Origin of the sequence: Stenotrophomonas sp. OVS01A, assembly GCF_019969775.1 — a bacterium.
In the GTDB taxonomy this organism is placed as follows: Bacteria; Pseudomonadota; Gammaproteobacteria; order Xanthomonadales; family Xanthomonadaceae; genus Stenotrophomonas; species Stenotrophomonas indicatrix.
In genome coordinates this window covers 49102-62725 of the sequence record NZ_JAHXYV010000005.1, presented here as the reverse complement: position 1 = coordinate 62725, position 13624 = coordinate 49102, and the positions used below count along the sequence as shown (strand labels likewise).

The window sequence follows — 13624 nt, the reverse complement described above, 5'->3', positions numbered from 1 at the left end:
CCAGCTTCTGCTGTTGCTTCGGCCGTTGCCGTTGCCGTTGCTGTTGCCTCTGCGGGTGCAGGGCGCAGCCCTGCCGATACCCCCCATTGAGCATTCCGCGCAGTGCTTTGAGCGCCGCACGCACGCGCAACACGGCACGCTGTGCGCAACGGGCCTGCCCATCACTCACCGAGAAGAACCGCCATGACCCTGCGTCATCTGCCATTGCACGCCGCCCTGCTGCTGGCCCTGTCCTCCCTGCCGTTGGCCGCGCTGGCCGAGGCCACCTCGCCCGCCCCCACCCAGCAGGTGCCGGGCGTGCAACACCAGCGCATCGGTGCGCTGCAGGTCACGGCCCTGTTCGACGGCGTGGTTGCGCTCGGCCGGCAGGAAGTGGTCGACGTGCCGCCAACGCTGGTCAGCCGCCTGCTCGAAGGCCGCTATGTGCCCGAAGACAAGAAGGGCCTGCAGACCGCGATCAACGCCTTCCTGGTGCGCCAGGGCAAGCACCTGACCCTGGTCGATGCCGGCACCGCGCAGTGCTTCGGCCCTGACCAGGGCCAAGTGCTGGGCAACCTGCGTGCGGCCGGCGTAGACCCGGCCGAGATCGATGAGGTGCTGCTGACCCATGCCCATCCCGATCATCTGTGCGGGATCCTCGATGCACAGGGCAAGCCGGCCTATCCGAATGCGACGGTGTGGCTGTCCAAGGCCGATGCCCGCTACTGGCTCGACCCGGCCAGCGAAGCCACGGCACCGCAGGGCGTGCGCTTTGCCTTCGCGCTGGCACGCAACGCGATCGCGCCGTACCAGGCCGCCGGTCGCCTGCACACCTTCCAGCCTGGCGACGCCCTGCCGGGCCACGCGGTGGCGATGGATACCCACGGCCACACGCCGGGGCATGTGTCCTACCGTTTCGACAGCCAGGGCCAGTCACTGCTGGTGTGGGGCGATGTGCTGCATTTCCATGCGGTGCAGTTCGCACACCCGGAAGCAGCATTCGAGGCCGATTCGGATCGCAAGGCGGCTACGGCCAGCCGTCGCAGCCTGTTGCAGGAAGCCACCGCCAAGGGCTGGTGGGTTGCCGGCGCGCACCTGCCCTTCCCCGGGCTGGGGCACGTGCGCAGCGAAGGCCAGGCCTATGCGTGGGTACCGGCGGAATACTCGCCACTGAAATGATGTGCCGCCGGGCATGGCCCGGCGCTACCGGATCGCGGTGACGGAAAACATCAGGGTAGCGCCGGGCCATGCCCGGCGAGCGCAGCGGAGCGCCTTATTCCAGCCCCAGCCAGCCGCCGATGATGCCGCGGGCTTCATCCACGCCGGTACGGGCCGAGCCGGAGAACACCTGCACACTCACCGTATCGCCGAACGACGAATGCAGTTCCTTGCGTACCTTCTGCAGGGTCTGCATCTGCTGGCTGCGACTCAGCTTGTCGGCCTTGGTCAGCAGCGCATGCGCCGGCAGGCCACGCTGCACGGCATAGGCCAGCATCTGCCGGTCGTAGTCCTTCAGCGGATGACGGATGTCCATCACCACCACCAGCCCCTTCAAGGCCTCGCGGGTGCGGAAGTAGCGGTCGATGAAGGCCTGCCAGTGCGCCTGCAGGTCCAGCGGCACCTTGGCGTAGCCGTAACCGGGCAGATCGACCAGATGGGCGTCCGGGGTAACCTGGAAGAACACCAGCTGCTGGGTCCGGCCAGGCGTCTTGGAGACCCGGGCCAGGCTGTTCTGGCGGGTCAGCGCATTGAGCGCGCTGGACTTGCCGGCGTTGGAGCGACCTGCAAAGGCCACTTCAGAACCTTCATCGGGCGGCAGCTGCCCCATGTTGTGGGCAGAGAGGTGGTATTGGGCGCGTTCGATGAGCAATGACATGCGCATAGGATCGCATGTTGCGGCGCCGCGCGCCCGGCCCGGGGCCTTCCAGCGGGAAAATGCTGCACTGCTGCGTTGACCGTGCAAGGAAACGGCGTTGATAATCCGGGCGATGCCGGCCGCCGCCGCCCGGCCGGTCCATACGGAGCTTCAGCATGCGCCACGCTCGCGTTCTTGCCGTATCCGCCCTTGCTACTGCCGTCGTTGCCGCTGCTGCCTTTGCGCAGACCACGCTGACCCCGCTGCCCGACAACGGCCCGATCAAGACCGCCTCGCTCGAGGTGGATTTCAGCAAGACCACCTGGGGCGACGCCAAGGCCGGCCAGACCAAGGCCACCGCGTGCGCCGCCTGCCATGGTGCCGATGGCAATTCCACGGTGGAGATGTATCCCAGCATCGCCGGCCAGAGCGAGCGCTACGTCGCCCAGCAGATGGCCCTGATCGCCAATGGCCAGCGCAGTTCCGGCGCCGCCGTGGCGATGGTGCCCTTCGTGCAGAACCTCACCCCACAGGACATGCGCGATATCGGCGCGTTCTTCGCCACCCAGAAGGCCAACGCCGGCATCGCCGACGACACGCCGGTGGCCGAAGGCCCGTACAAGGGCATGAAGTTCTACCAGATCGGCCAGCAACTTTACCGCGGCGGCGACGCCCAGCGCGGGCTGCCGGCCTGCATGGCCTGTCACGGCCCCAGCGGCGCCGGCAACCCCGGCCCGGCCTACCCGCACATCGGCGGCCAGCACGCCAGCTATGTCGCCCGGCGCCTGCAGGAGTACCAGGCCGGACAGACCAACGAGACCGACAAGGCGCACTTCCAGATCATGGCCACGGTGGCGCAGAAGCTGACCGAGCAGGAGGTGCAGGCCCTTTCCAGCTACCTGCAGGGCCTGCACAACAAGGCCGACGATCTCGCCGCCGAAGGCGCTTCGACGCGACCGGCTGCCGCCCCCTGACCGCCACTGGTCGGCGCCGGTCGCCACGACGGCCCGTCGCTGCGGTATGTTTCCTTCACGCCGGCGGCTGCGCCGGCGTTGTCATTTTCAACGGAGATGCGTGTCGATGAGGTTGATTCCCCGCCTTCTGCTGTCCCTGCTGGTGCTGCTGCCGTTGGCGGCCTGCGCCGCCACCCCCGCCAACGCCCCGCTGGTCGAAGGCAAAGACTACGAGCGCATCGCCCAGCCTGGCCCGTTCCAGCCGCTGGCCGGCAAGATCGAGGTGGTCGAGGTGTTCGGCTACACCTGCCCGCACTGCGCCCATTTCGAACCGCAGCTGGCCGCCTGGGCCGCCAAGCTGCCGGCCGACGTGCGCTTCACCCCGGTCCCGGCCGCCTTCGGCGGTGCCTGGGATGCCTGGGCACTGGCCTACTACGCCGCCGACGAAGTGGGCGTGGCCAAGCGCAGCCACGCCGCTGTGTTCAAGGCCCTGCACGATGACGGCACGCTGCCGATGCAGAACGTCTCGGCCGATGAGCTCGCCAACTTCTACAAGGCCTACGGCGTGACCCCGGAGCGCTACACGCAGGCCCTGCGCGGCGAGGCGGTACAGAAGAAGGTCGATGCCGCCCGTGCCTTCGCCCAGCGCACCCAGGTGCCTGGCACCCCGGCCATCATCATCAATGGCCAGTACCTGGTCCGTGGCAAGAGCTTCGACGACCAGCTGCGCATCGCCTCGGCGCTGATCGCCCAGGCCCGCGCCGCCCGCGGCCGCTGAACCAACACACACCATCGACACGGCGCTGTCGCCGCCGCATGTCATCATTTCCCTCTGGCCGGCGCCTGACGCCGGCCCCACCTTTCCAGATGCTGGAGACGCTTCCATGAAGACCCGTTTCGCCGCCCTCGCCCTCGCAGCGCTGCTGCCGATCCTGGCGGCCTGCAAGGCCGACGATGGCACCACCAACACCTCCGCCCCGGCAGAACCGGCAGCGACCCCGGCCAGCACCGAACCGGCCGCGCCGGCCGCAGGCGGCGAAGCCGCTGCACCGGCTGCCGAAGGTGACAAGACCGCTGCCAGCGCTGCGCCTGCCCCGACCACCGCCGCGCTGACCGGCCCGGCCCCGGTGGAAGGCGCCGACTACCAGCTGATCCCGAACGGCCAGCCGTTCCAGCCGGCCGCCGGCAAGGTCGAAGTGGTCGAGATCTTCGGTTACGTCTGCCCGGCCTGCGCTGCGTTCCAGCCGCTGGTCGGCCCGTGGAAGGCTGGCCTGCCGAGCGATGTGAACTTCGTCTACGTGCCGGCCATGTTCGGCGGCACCTGGGACAACTACGCCCGTGCCTTCTACGCCGCACAGACCCTGGGCGTGCAGGAGAAGACCCACGAAGCGCTGTACTCGGCCATCCACTCGCAGAAGACCCTGAAGGGCGAGCGCGGTGCTGATTCGGTCGATGACATCGCCAAGTTCTACGGTGCCTACGGCGTGGATCCGAAGCAGTTCGCCGCCACCATGGGCAGCTTCGCGGTCAATGCCAAGACCAACTCGGCCAAGCAGTTCGCCCAGCGCAGCCAGATCAGCGGCACCCCGTCGATCATCGTCAACGGCAAGTACCTGGTGAAGGGCAAGAGCTTCCCGGACATGCTGCGCATTGCCGACCACCTGATCGCCCGCGAACGCGGTGCGGCCCAGGCTCACTGATCAAAGAGACGTTTTCCCGGCCGTGACTTCCCCCACAACACGGACCCTGCGCTTGCTGACGGCCAACATCCAGGCCGGCTCAAGTACCCGCCGCTACAGCGACTATGTGACCCGCAGCTGGTCACATGCGCTGCCGGCGGGTCGCAAGCGCAGCAGCCTTGACGCGATTGCCACTTTGGCGCGCGGTCATGACATCGTCGGCCTGCAGGAGGCCGACCCGGGCAGCCTGCGCTCGGGCTTCACCAACCAGACCCATTACCTGGCCCAACGCGCCGGCTTCAATTACTGGAGCCACCAGCCGAACCGGCGCATGGGTGGCGTCGCCTCCAGCGCCAACGGCCTGCTGAGCAAGCTGGAACCGGTGGAAGTGCAGGACCACGCCCTGCCCGGCCGTATCGGCGGGCGCGGCGTGCTGCTGGCCAAGTTCGGCGATGGCCGCGATGGCCTGGCCGTTGCGGTAGCGCATCTGTCCTTGGGCGCCGGTTCGCGGATGGCCCAGCTCGGCTTCATTGCCGAGCTGTTGTCCGACCATCCCAATGCGGTGCTGATGGGCGACTTCAACTGCCTGGCCGAACGTCCGGAAATGCAGGTGCTGTACCAGAAGACCCGCCTGCAGCCGCCCGGCTGCATCGTGCCGACCTTCCCCAGCTGGCGCCCCGACCGCGCCATCGACCACATCCTGGTCAGTAGCGGCCTGCAGACCCGCACCGTGGAAGCGGTGCCCGCTGCGTTCTCCGACCATCTTGCCTTGGCCATGGCAATCGACGTCCCGGCCGACGCCCTGCGCTGAGCCCTGCCGCTGCGCTCGCCGGGCATGGCCCGGCGCTACCGACCTTGGTAGGGGCCAACCTTGGTTGGCACGCTGACCTGGTGGTGCGGACCCCGTTGGCACGCTGACCTGGTGGGTGCGGACCCCGTTGGCAGGCTGACCTGGTGGGTGCCGACCGTTGGTCCGCACGCTCTCCGCCGGGCATGGCCCGGCGCTACCCCGCCTGCGCCACCGGCACCTTCAACCGCCGTGCGGTCATCGTGCTGCCCACCGAGGCCAGCACCGTGCAGCCGATGGCCAGCCACTGCAGGCCATGCAGGTGCTCATGCAGCAGCAGCATCGCCCACAGCGCGGCCACCGCCGGTTCCATGCTGATCAGGATGCCGAAGGTCTCCTTCGGCAGGCGCTTGAGCGCCATCATTTCCAGTGACATCGGGATCGCGCTGGACACCAGCGCCACCACCAGCCCGGCCAGCAGGATCTTCGGCTCCAGCAACGCCGCACCGGCATGCACCACCCCCACCGGCACCACCACCAGCGACGCGGCCAGCAGCCCCAGCGACACCGAATGCCCGGCGTGCAGGTGGCCGGCGCGCTTGCCGAACACGATGTACAGGCCCCAGCACGCTGCCGCCCCCATGGCGTACAGCACGCCCACCGGGTCCAGTGCCGGGCCGCCGCCGATCGGCAGCAGCAACAGCAGCCCGACCGCCGCGCAACCCACCCACAGGAAATCGATCGGCCGCCGCGACGACAGCATCGCCACCGTCAACGGGCCGGTGAATTCGATGGCCACCGCGATGCCGAACGGGATCGTGCGCAAGGCCATGTAGAACAACAGGTTCATCAGGCCCAGGGTGAGGCCGTAGCGCAGGATGGTGACCGCATCCACGCGGCTGGTCTTCCAGCGCCATGGCCGCCAGAACAGCAGCAGCAACAGCGCCGAAAAGCCCACGCGCAGCGCGCTGGTGCCCTGCGCGCCGATCAACGGAAACAGCTGCTTGGCGTAGGAGGTACCAATGGCCAGTGCGGTGACCGAGCCGAGCACCGCCAGCGCCGGCAACATCGGCGCGATTCGAGAAGTCTGCATGCCGCCAGTCTATTGCGTCGGCGGCGAGCACTTGGCTCAATTGACGGCCCGTCCGCGCAACTTCTGCTCATCATGGCCACCGCCCCCGTGCTGGACAGCTTCGACCGCGCCATCCTCGCCCTCCTGCAGCAGGACAACACCCTGCCGCAGCGGCAGATCGCCGAAGCCGTGCACCTGTCCACGCCGGCGGTGCAGCGGCGGATCAAGCGCCTGCAGGACAGCGGCGTGATCGCCGCCAACGTGGCGGTGATCGACGCTGCGAAAATCGGCCGGCCATTGACCATCATCGTCGAGGTGCGCGTGGTCAGCGAACAGCGCGAGAAGGTCGCCCCGTTCCGCCGCCGCGTGCAGGACGATCCTGCCGTGCAGCAGTGTTACTCGATCACCGGCGACGGCGATTTCCTGCTGCTGCTCTCGGCGGCATCGATGGAGGAATACGAGGCGATCACCGAGCGCTTGTTCGGCGGTGATGACAACATCGAGCGCTTCCGCACGTCGGTGGCGCTGGGCACGTTGAAGCGCGGGTTCGACGTGCCGCTGACATGACGCAGATGCCGTCGAGCCTGTCCTGCTCCTACACTGGTGACGCATGAACACCGCTTCCCCCTCCAACGCCAGACGCCTGCGCCGCTGGTTGCTGCGTGGCGCCGTCCTGCTGATCCTGGTCATCGCGGCGATGGCCTTCTGGAACAGCCCGTGGGCTGCCGCACCGAAGATGCTGTGGACACTCTCGCGCATGCCACCGGCCACGCAACTGCCGGTACCGGTGGACGGCGTGCGGCCCCGGCAGATCGCCGATACCTTCGGCGCACCGCGCGGGCGCGACCGCACGCATGCGGGTATCGACATCTTCGGCAAGCGCGGCACGCCGGTGCGCAGCGCTACCCCCGGCGTGGTCGCCGACATCCGCGACAGCGGACTCGGTGGCCGCCAGGTCTGGGTGATCGGGCCGGGACGCGAGCGCTATTACTACGCGCACCTGGAAGACTGGGCCGATGGCCTGGCGCGCGGCCAGGTGGTGCAACCCGGCGACCTGCTCGGCCATGTTGGCGACAGCGGCAACGCCAAGGGCACGCCGCCCCATCTGCATTGGGGCATCTATGGCGTCGACGGCGCGCGGGACCCGCTGCCGCTGCTGCAACCGCAGGGCACCCGCTGACGGCAACCGAGCCGAGCCTCGAGGCCGCAGGCGTTTGTTCATGATTTGTAAATAGGAATAGTTCGTATTACCATTTCTTTCGTTTCCGGTGGTGCCAGGACGGCCTGCCCGCCCTTCCCCTACCCGTAGCGCCTCGACTCCTGGATGACGGCCGAACGCGCGTGCCCGTTGCAGGAATCCGCATGATCCGTTCCGCCTTCCGTACCCCGCAGCCGCAGCGGCTGTCCGTTGCCGTACTCGTCGCGCTCTGCGCCGTCGCACCCACCGCTTTCGCCGAAACCGCCACCGACCCGACCACCCTCGACAAGGTCGTAGTAAAAGGCGAGCGCGCCGAAGGCTATTCGGTGCGCCGTACCTCGGCCGGCACCCGTTTCGACCTGGCGCCGCGCGAGATCCCGCAGTCGGTCAGCATCATCAGCCACCAGCGCATCGAAGATCAGCAGCTGGACGACATCATCGACGTGCTGGGCAACACCACCGGCGTCACCAGCACGCAGTCGGACAGCGAGCGCACCGAGTTCTACGCGCGCGGCTTCTACATCGACAGCTACCAGTTCGATGGCCTGCCCACGCAGATGGTGCAGAACTGGAGCTACGGCGATTCCGGCCTGGACCTGGCCCTGTACGACCGCGTGGAAGTGGTGCGCGGCGCCACCGGCCTGCTCAGTGGCGCCGGCAACCCGTCGGCATCGGTGAACCTGATCCGCAAGCACGCCGACAGCGCCGAGCTGACCGGCAGCGTGTCGGTGAACGTCGGCAGCTGGGGCCGCACCCGCACCACTGTGGACGTGGGCAGCGCACTCAACGCCAGCGGCACCGTACGCGGCCGCGTGATCGGCAGCTACCTGGACACCGACGCGCAGATGGACCGCTACAACCAGCGCAAGACCCTCGGCTACGCGGTGATCGATGCCGACCTGACCCCCGATACCCAGCTCAGCGTGGGCTACGACTACCAGCACAAGAAGGCCAGCGGCGCGACGTGGGGCGGCTTCCCGATGTGGTACGCGGACGGCACTGCAACCAACTACCCGACGTCGTTCAATCCCTCGCCGGACTGGACCTACTGGGACACCACCAGCAAGCGCGCCTTCGCCACCCTGCAGCACGCGTTCGGCAATGGCTGGAAGTTCAAGATCGGCGCCACGCATGATCGCACCCAGGCCGATGACAAGCTGTTCTATCCGTCCTACACCGCCTTCGACAAGACAACCGGCGCGGGCGTAACGCCGATGGCTGGCTTCTACAATACCGAGCGCAAGGTCGATGGCATCGACGGCTACATCGATGGTCCGTTCCAGCTGTTCGATCGCGAGCACCAGTTCATGGCCGGCCTGAGCTACAACAAGCGCGAGTTCGCCAACTACGGCGATTTCCAGATGGGCGGCCCGGGCTGGACCCCGTTCGATACCTACCTCAACTGGACCGGCAACATCCCCCAGCCGAATTGGAATCCACTGGCACTGGCCAGCGAAGGCACCATCACCCAGAAGGCCGGCTACGTGGCCGCGCGGTTGTCACTGGCTGATCCGCTGAAGCTGATCGTCGGTGCGCGCTACACCGACTGGAAGAGCGAAGACGAAGGCAATGATCGCTCGCACAAGGTCACCACGCCGTACGCCGGCCTGGTCTACGACATCAACGACACCTACTCGGCGTACACCAGCTACACCGAAATCTTCCAGCCGCAGACGCTGCGCAACAAGCAGGGCAGCTACCTGGACCCGGTGGATGGCAAGAGCTACGAAGTGGGCGTCAAGGGCGCCTGGTTCGACAACCGCCTGAATGCCTCGCTGGCCGTGTTCCGCATCGAACAGGACAACGTCGGCCAAGCCACCATGGACAAGGTGGATGGGCAGCAGAATGAAACGGCCTATATCGCCGCACGCGGCACGGTCAGCCGTGGCTTCGAGTTCGAGTTGAACGGCGAACTGGCACCGGGCTGGAATGCCACCTTCGGTGCGTCGCGCTACGTGGCCAAGGATATCAATGACGCCGACATCAACACCAACCTGCCGCAGACCGCGCTGAAGCTGTTCACCAGCTACACCCCGCAGTCGCTGCAGGAACTGACCGTCGGTGGCGGCGCCAACTGGCAGAACCGCATCTACTACGCAGCGCCGGTGGTGGGTCGTTTCGAACAGGAAGGCTATGCGCTGGTCAGTGCGTTCGTGCGCTACCGCATCTCGCCGGAGTTCAGCGTGCAGGCCAACCTCAACAACCTGCTGGACAAGAAGTACTACTCGCAGATCACCGGTTACGGTGCGTATGGCGATGGTCGCAACGGCTCGCTGACGTTTACCTGGTCGTTCTGAAGGAAACGTCGCCGGGCACGGCCCGGCGCTACCGCGGCAACAGCAGCGCCGGGAGATCACTCCGGCGCTGCTGTACTCACATCAGAACCGCAGGTCCGCGCGCAGGTACCAGTAACGGCCACGCGGGATGTCGTAGGTCGAGGCGTCATAGCCGTTCAACGAACACGACAGGCAGATCGGCGGGTCCTTGTCGAACACGTTGTTCAGGCCCGCCGTCAGCTGCAGGCCCTTCATCCAGTCGATCTTGTAGCCCACCTGCATGTCATGGAAGGTGGTGGCCGACAGCGTGTTGGTGCCGGCGGCCTGGTTGCTGCACACCGGGAACGCCACGGCGTCACCGCAGTCTTCGGTCAGTTCGGAAATGTGGCGTACCGTCCAGTTGGCGCTCCAGTTGTCCAGCGTCCAGCCGATGCTGGCGTTGCTGGTCCACTCCGGAATCGAACTGTCAGCCACTTCCACGCCGGGCTTCTGCGGCTGCCGCTGGCCGGCCGCACCGGTGGCCTCATAGCGACCGACGAAGGTGTTCTTCCAGCCCAGCTTGAACTGGCCGATCGAGCTCTGCGGCAGGGTCCAGAACAGGTCTACATCCCAGCCGTCGGTCTTGATCGAACCCAGGTTGGTCAGGCGGTTGTTGAAGCTGCTGACCGCACCGGTGCTGGCACGGGTGATGCCGTCGCAGTAGATCGGGTCCAGGGTATCCACGCACAGGTCCAGCTGTGTCTGCGCGTTGATCGCCTGGATCGCGCCATCGATGTTGTGGCGGTAGAACGTCACTTCCACGTCGAAGCGCTCCGACCACGATGCATCGTTGCCGAACCAGGGGCTCCACACGAAACCGGCACTGAAGCTGCGCGACCGCTCCGGCTCCAGCTCGCGGTTGCCGCCGGTGGTCACCGAGATCTGCGAGTTGGCCTGCTGGAAGCCGGTCGGCACGCCCAGCGATGCGCAGTTGGCCGCACTGCCACGTGGCGGTGTGCCACCCAGGCCCACCGAGCAGGGATCGAACAACTGCAGGTCAGCACGCGCAGCCGAGCCGTACAGCTCGCCGATCGACGGTGCGCGGAAGCCTTCGGCGTAGGTGGTACGCAGCACGAAGTCATCGGTCACCTGCCAGCGCAGGCCGTACTTGGGCGTGAACTCGCCACCGAAGGTCGAGTAATCCGAGTAGCGGCCAGCCAGGCTCAGGTCCAGCTTCTTGCCCAGTGCCGAGTCGGCGAAGATCGGCACGCTCAGCTCCAGGTACGCTTCGTTGACGTCGTAGGAGCCGGACGTCGGCTGCGACGGTACGCCGTTGTAGTGGCCGATCACCGTCAGCGGATCAGGCTGGTACGAACCTTTGTACTTGCGGTGTTCGAGGCCGGTGGCGAAGGACACCGGGCCGGCCGGCAGGGTGAACAGATCGCTGGACAGGTTGGCGGTGAACAGGCTCAGCTCGTTCTGGCTGCGGTCGCGCACCACCGGCTGGATCCAGCGCAGCATGTCCGGGGTGATCGAACCGGCGCCACCGAAGATGTTCAGCGGTACGCAGCCCGGCGTGGCCGCGCACACCGCAGGATCGCCCAGCGCCATGTTGACGTTGTAGATGTTGTAGCTGCCGTAGTTGGTCTGCTCGGCCTTGTTCTTGCTGTACATGCCGTTGACGTCCCAGTACCAGCTGCGGTCAGCGGCCTGGAAGTTGCCGACCAGGCCGGTGGCGAAGTACGTGGTATCCACCTGCTGTTCGAACACGCGCGCGCCGCCTTCCACCGGGCGGCGGCCGATCAGGCTCATGTTGCCCGACGACACCAGGTCGAAGCCGAACGGGTTGTACGGGTTCAGTGCCGAGACCACGATGTTGTCGGCCAGCGGATTGCCGGTGGCACCATCAGGGCCGAAGAACAGCGGTTCCGGGCCGGCCTGGTTGGTCGACTCGCGGCGGTTGCCCAGTGCCTTGACGTACCACTGCACGTTGTCGGTGATGTCGAACCGGAACTGGCCAAACAGGCCCTTACGCTCCGACGGTGTCAGCACCATGTTGTATTCGGCGAAGTTGAAGCGGTCGGCGCTGGTGAAGCAGTGGTAGTCGTCGGTGCGGTTGCAGCCGGCGCTGCCGTCGTAACGCGGGCTGCTCACGCCGGTGTTGGGCACGATGTCCTGTTCGGCACCGGTGTTGGGATCGACGAAGGCGAAGCGCCCCTGCGGGATGCCGCCGCTGCCGAAGGCCAGGCCGGTGCCGGGGATCGGGAAGCGCGACTGCTCGCGGTCCTTCGCATACACCGGGTCCTGCTTGGTCCAGCTTGCCCCCAGGAACAGGCTGTAACGGTCGCCGCTCTTGCCCCAGGCCAGGTCCACGCCCTTCTGCGTGCCATCGCCCTTGCCGTACTGGCCGTAGTTCATCGTCACCTGGCCGCCATCGAAATCGCGGCGGGTGATGATGTTGACCACGCCGGCGATGGCATCGGAGCCGTACAGCGACGATGCGCCGTCTTCCAGCACTTCGATGCGCTCAACGATCGCCAGCGGGATGGTGTTGAGATCGGTGGCCGAGCCCACGCCCGAGGCCGAGGATTCATTGACCCAGCGGATGCCATCGACCAGCACCAGTACACGCTTGGCACCGAGATGGCGAAGGTCCACCTGCGCCGAACCCGCGCCGACGCCGCTGCCGTCGGGTGGGAAACCGAAGTTGCCCGACGAATTGAACTTGGCATTGAGCGCCGAGCCCGAGCCGGTGAGCTGTTGCAGCACTTCACCGATCGAGGTCAGGCCGGTGCGTTCGATGTCGGCGCGGTTGAGCGTCTGGACCGGCACCTGGCCTTCCACTTCAGCGCGCTTGATGCGGGTACCTGTGACTTCGACGCGATCCAGGTCGGTGGTGGCCGATTGGGCAGCAGCCCCCAACGGGGCCAGTGCGGTCACGCACAGCGCGACGGCAACCGCCAAGGGGCGGTGATGCAGGTAATTCATTCGCTCTCTCTCCAAAGGAATGTCGGGACATGGACTGCCGCGCTCCCCCCTGCATGGCGGCAGCGTCTCCTTTGTAAACAAGCGGTAAACATCGCGGCGTGATGCCCGACACTCTTTCACGCGAATTTGACGATTCTGAAAGCAGATAACGTCATTTGCTTACGTATTCACCGGAATGCGCGTACGACAACATCGCCGTAGCGCTGGGTCATTCCCCGCCGGGGTCACGGTAGCGCCGGGCCATGCCCGCCCGGGTCACGGTAGCGCCGGGCCATGCCCGGCGAAGTGTCGAAGAGGTCTCTGCCAAGCCCGGCGCACATCGCAGGTCTGCCGCCGGGTATGACCCGGCGCTACCGGTACACGTGCGGCCTTCCCTTGGGAAGGCCGCACCCGTGATCCACTCACTGCACGAACGCGATGCGTTGCATGCCGGTGGCTTCGGCGGCGGCCAGGATCTTGGCCATGCCGTCGTACTCGGCCGACGGATCGGTGCTGATGCGCAGCTCCGGCAGGTTGCCGGCATGCTCGCTGGCCTGCGCCTGCAGGCGCGACTGCAGATCACCGATGGCCAGCGGCTGGCCGTCCCAGCTCAACTGGCTGGACGCATCGAGGCGCAGCTCGATCGGCGGTGGCGGTTCGGGGCGATCCACCACGCGATCGGTGGCCTGCGGCAACTGCACGTTGATCGGCCGCGACAACATCGGCGCGGTCACGATGAAGATGATCAACAACACCAGCATTACATCCACCAGTGGCGTGACGTTGATGTCCGCCAGCGGGCTGCTTCTTCCTGCGCTACTGAATGCCATGTGCCGCTCCCTGCAGCAGGGCCGGTCGCCCCAGCCCAAACCTACGCCG

Annotated in this window: 12 protein-coding genes; 8 read left to right on the top strand and 4 right to left on the bottom strand. The window is 66.7% G+C overall.

Annotated elements, in window-relative coordinates; translation table 11 throughout:
- The first annotated feature begins 183 nt into the window (after positions 1-183).
- Positions 184-1158, top strand: coding sequence for an MBL fold metallo-hydrolase (locus LC407_RS16310; protein WP_025878661.1), 975 nt, complete (start codon positions 184-186; stop codon positions 1156-1158).
- Positions 1159-1252: 94 nt separating this feature from the next.
- Here the strand turns inward: LC407_RS16310 and yihA are convergent, their stop codons facing one another.
- Positions 1253-1855, bottom strand: a complete 603-nt coding sequence (gene yihA / locus LC407_RS16305) for a ribosome biogenesis GTP-binding protein YihA/YsxC (RefSeq protein WP_025878662.1) — start codon at positions 1853-1855, stop codon at positions 1253-1255.
- A 155-nt stretch (positions 1856-2010) separates the two neighbouring features.
- Here yihA and LC407_RS16300 point away from each other — a divergent pair, with 155 nt between their 5' ends.
- The 4 genes from LC407_RS16300 to LC407_RS16285 all read left to right on the top strand — a co-directional run bounded on the left by LC407_RS16300 (position 2011) and on the right by LC407_RS16285 (position 5277).
- On the top strand, positions 2011-2808 hold the full coding sequence (locus LC407_RS16300; RefSeq protein ID WP_025878663.1) for a c-type cytochrome: 798 nt from the start codon (positions 2011-2013) through the stop codon (positions 2806-2808).
- Positions 2809-2914: 106 nt separating this feature from the next.
- A complete protein-coding gene (locus LC407_RS16295) occupies positions 2915-3565 on the top strand; it encodes a thiol:disulfide interchange protein DsbA/DsbL (RefSeq protein ID WP_025878664.1) in 651 nt (216 codons plus the stop codon).
- Positions 3566-3671: 106 nt separating this feature from the next.
- Positions 3672-4487: a thiol:disulfide interchange protein DsbA/DsbL gene (locus LC407_RS16290; protein WP_025878665.1), complete on the top strand. Its 816-nt coding sequence runs from the start codon at positions 3672-3674 to the stop codon at positions 4485-4487.
- 52 nt (positions 4488-4539) lie between these two features.
- A complete protein-coding gene (locus tag LC407_RS16285) occupies positions 4540-5277 on the top strand; it encodes an endonuclease/exonuclease/phosphatase family protein (RefSeq protein ID WP_025878666.1) in 738 nt (245 codons plus the stop codon).
- 193 nt (positions 5278-5470) lie between these two features.
- Here the strand turns inward: LC407_RS16285 and LC407_RS16280 are convergent, their stop codons facing one another.
- Positions 5471-6346, bottom strand: a complete 876-nt coding sequence (locus LC407_RS16280; protein ID WP_025878667.1) for an EamA family transporter — start codon at positions 6344-6346, stop codon at positions 5471-5473.
- Between the two features lie 72 nt (positions 6347-6418).
- Here LC407_RS16280 and LC407_RS16275 point away from each other — a divergent pair, with 72 nt between their 5' ends.
- From LC407_RS16275 to fhuE, 3 genes are all read left to right on the top strand, one after another.
- Complete coding sequence (locus tag LC407_RS16275; RefSeq protein ID WP_080149847.1) at positions 6419-6892, top strand: Lrp/AsnC family transcriptional regulator; 474 nt, start codon at positions 6419-6421, stop codon at positions 6890-6892.
- A 43-nt stretch (positions 6893-6935) separates the two neighbouring features.
- On the top strand, positions 6936-7505 hold the full coding sequence (locus LC407_RS16270) for a M23 family metallopeptidase (protein ID WP_223483208.1): 570 nt from the start codon (positions 6936-6938) through the stop codon (positions 7503-7505).
- Between the two features lie 182 nt (positions 7506-7687).
- Positions 7688-9820, top strand: coding sequence for a ferric-rhodotorulic acid/ferric-coprogen receptor FhuE (gene fhuE, locus LC407_RS16265; protein WP_223483207.1), 2133 nt, complete (start codon positions 7688-7690; stop codon positions 9818-9820).
- Between the two features lie 81 nt (positions 9821-9901).
- Here the strand turns inward: fhuE and LC407_RS16260 are convergent, their stop codons facing one another.
- Positions 9902-12766, bottom strand: coding sequence for a TonB-dependent receptor (locus tag LC407_RS16260; RefSeq protein WP_059065107.1), 2865 nt, complete (start codon positions 12764-12766; stop codon positions 9902-9904).
- 401 nt (positions 12767-13167) lie between these two features.
- Positions 13168-13575, bottom strand: coding sequence for a biopolymer transporter ExbD (locus LC407_RS16255; protein WP_223483206.1), 408 nt, complete (start codon positions 13573-13575; stop codon positions 13168-13170).
- Positions 13576-13624: the final 49 nt, after the last annotated feature.

Coding starts and splice junctions, on each gene's coding strand:
- LC407_RS16310 (WP_025878661.1), top strand. CDS start 184: ATGACCCTGCGTCATCTGCCATTGCACGCCGCCCTGCTGCTGGCCCTG.
- yihA (WP_025878662.1), bottom strand. CDS start 1,855: ATGTCATTGCTCATCGAACGCGCCCAATACCACCTCTCTGCCCACAAC.
- LC407_RS16300 (WP_025878663.1), top strand. CDS start 2,011: ATGCGCCACGCTCGCGTTCTTGCCGTATCCGCCCTTGCTACTGCCGTC.
- LC407_RS16295 (WP_025878664.1), top strand. CDS start 2,915: ATGAGGTTGATTCCCCGCCTTCTGCTGTCCCTGCTGGTGCTGCTGCCG.
- LC407_RS16290 (WP_025878665.1), top strand. CDS start 3,672: ATGAAGACCCGTTTCGCCGCCCTCGCCCTCGCAGCGCTGCTGCCGATC.
- LC407_RS16280 (WP_025878667.1), bottom strand. CDS start 6,346: ATGCAGACTTCTCGAATCGCGCCGATGTTGCCGGCGCTGGCGGTGCTC.
- LC407_RS16275 (WP_080149847.1), top strand. CDS start 6,419: ATGGCCACCGCCCCCGTGCTGGACAGCTTCGACCGCGCCATCCTCGCC.
- LC407_RS16270 (WP_223483208.1), top strand. CDS start 6,936: ATGAACACCGCTTCCCCCTCCAACGCCAGACGCCTGCGCCGCTGGTTG.
- fhuE (WP_223483207.1), top strand. CDS start 7,688: ATGATCCGTTCCGCCTTCCGTACCCCGCAGCCGCAGCGGCTGTCCGTT.
- LC407_RS16260 (WP_059065107.1), bottom strand. CDS start 12,766: ATGAATTACCTGCATCACCGCCCCTTGGCGGTTGCCGTCGCGCTGTGC.
- LC407_RS16255 (WP_223483206.1), bottom strand. CDS start 13,575: ATGGCATTCAGTAGCGCAGGAAGAAGCAGCCCGCTGGCGGACATCAAC.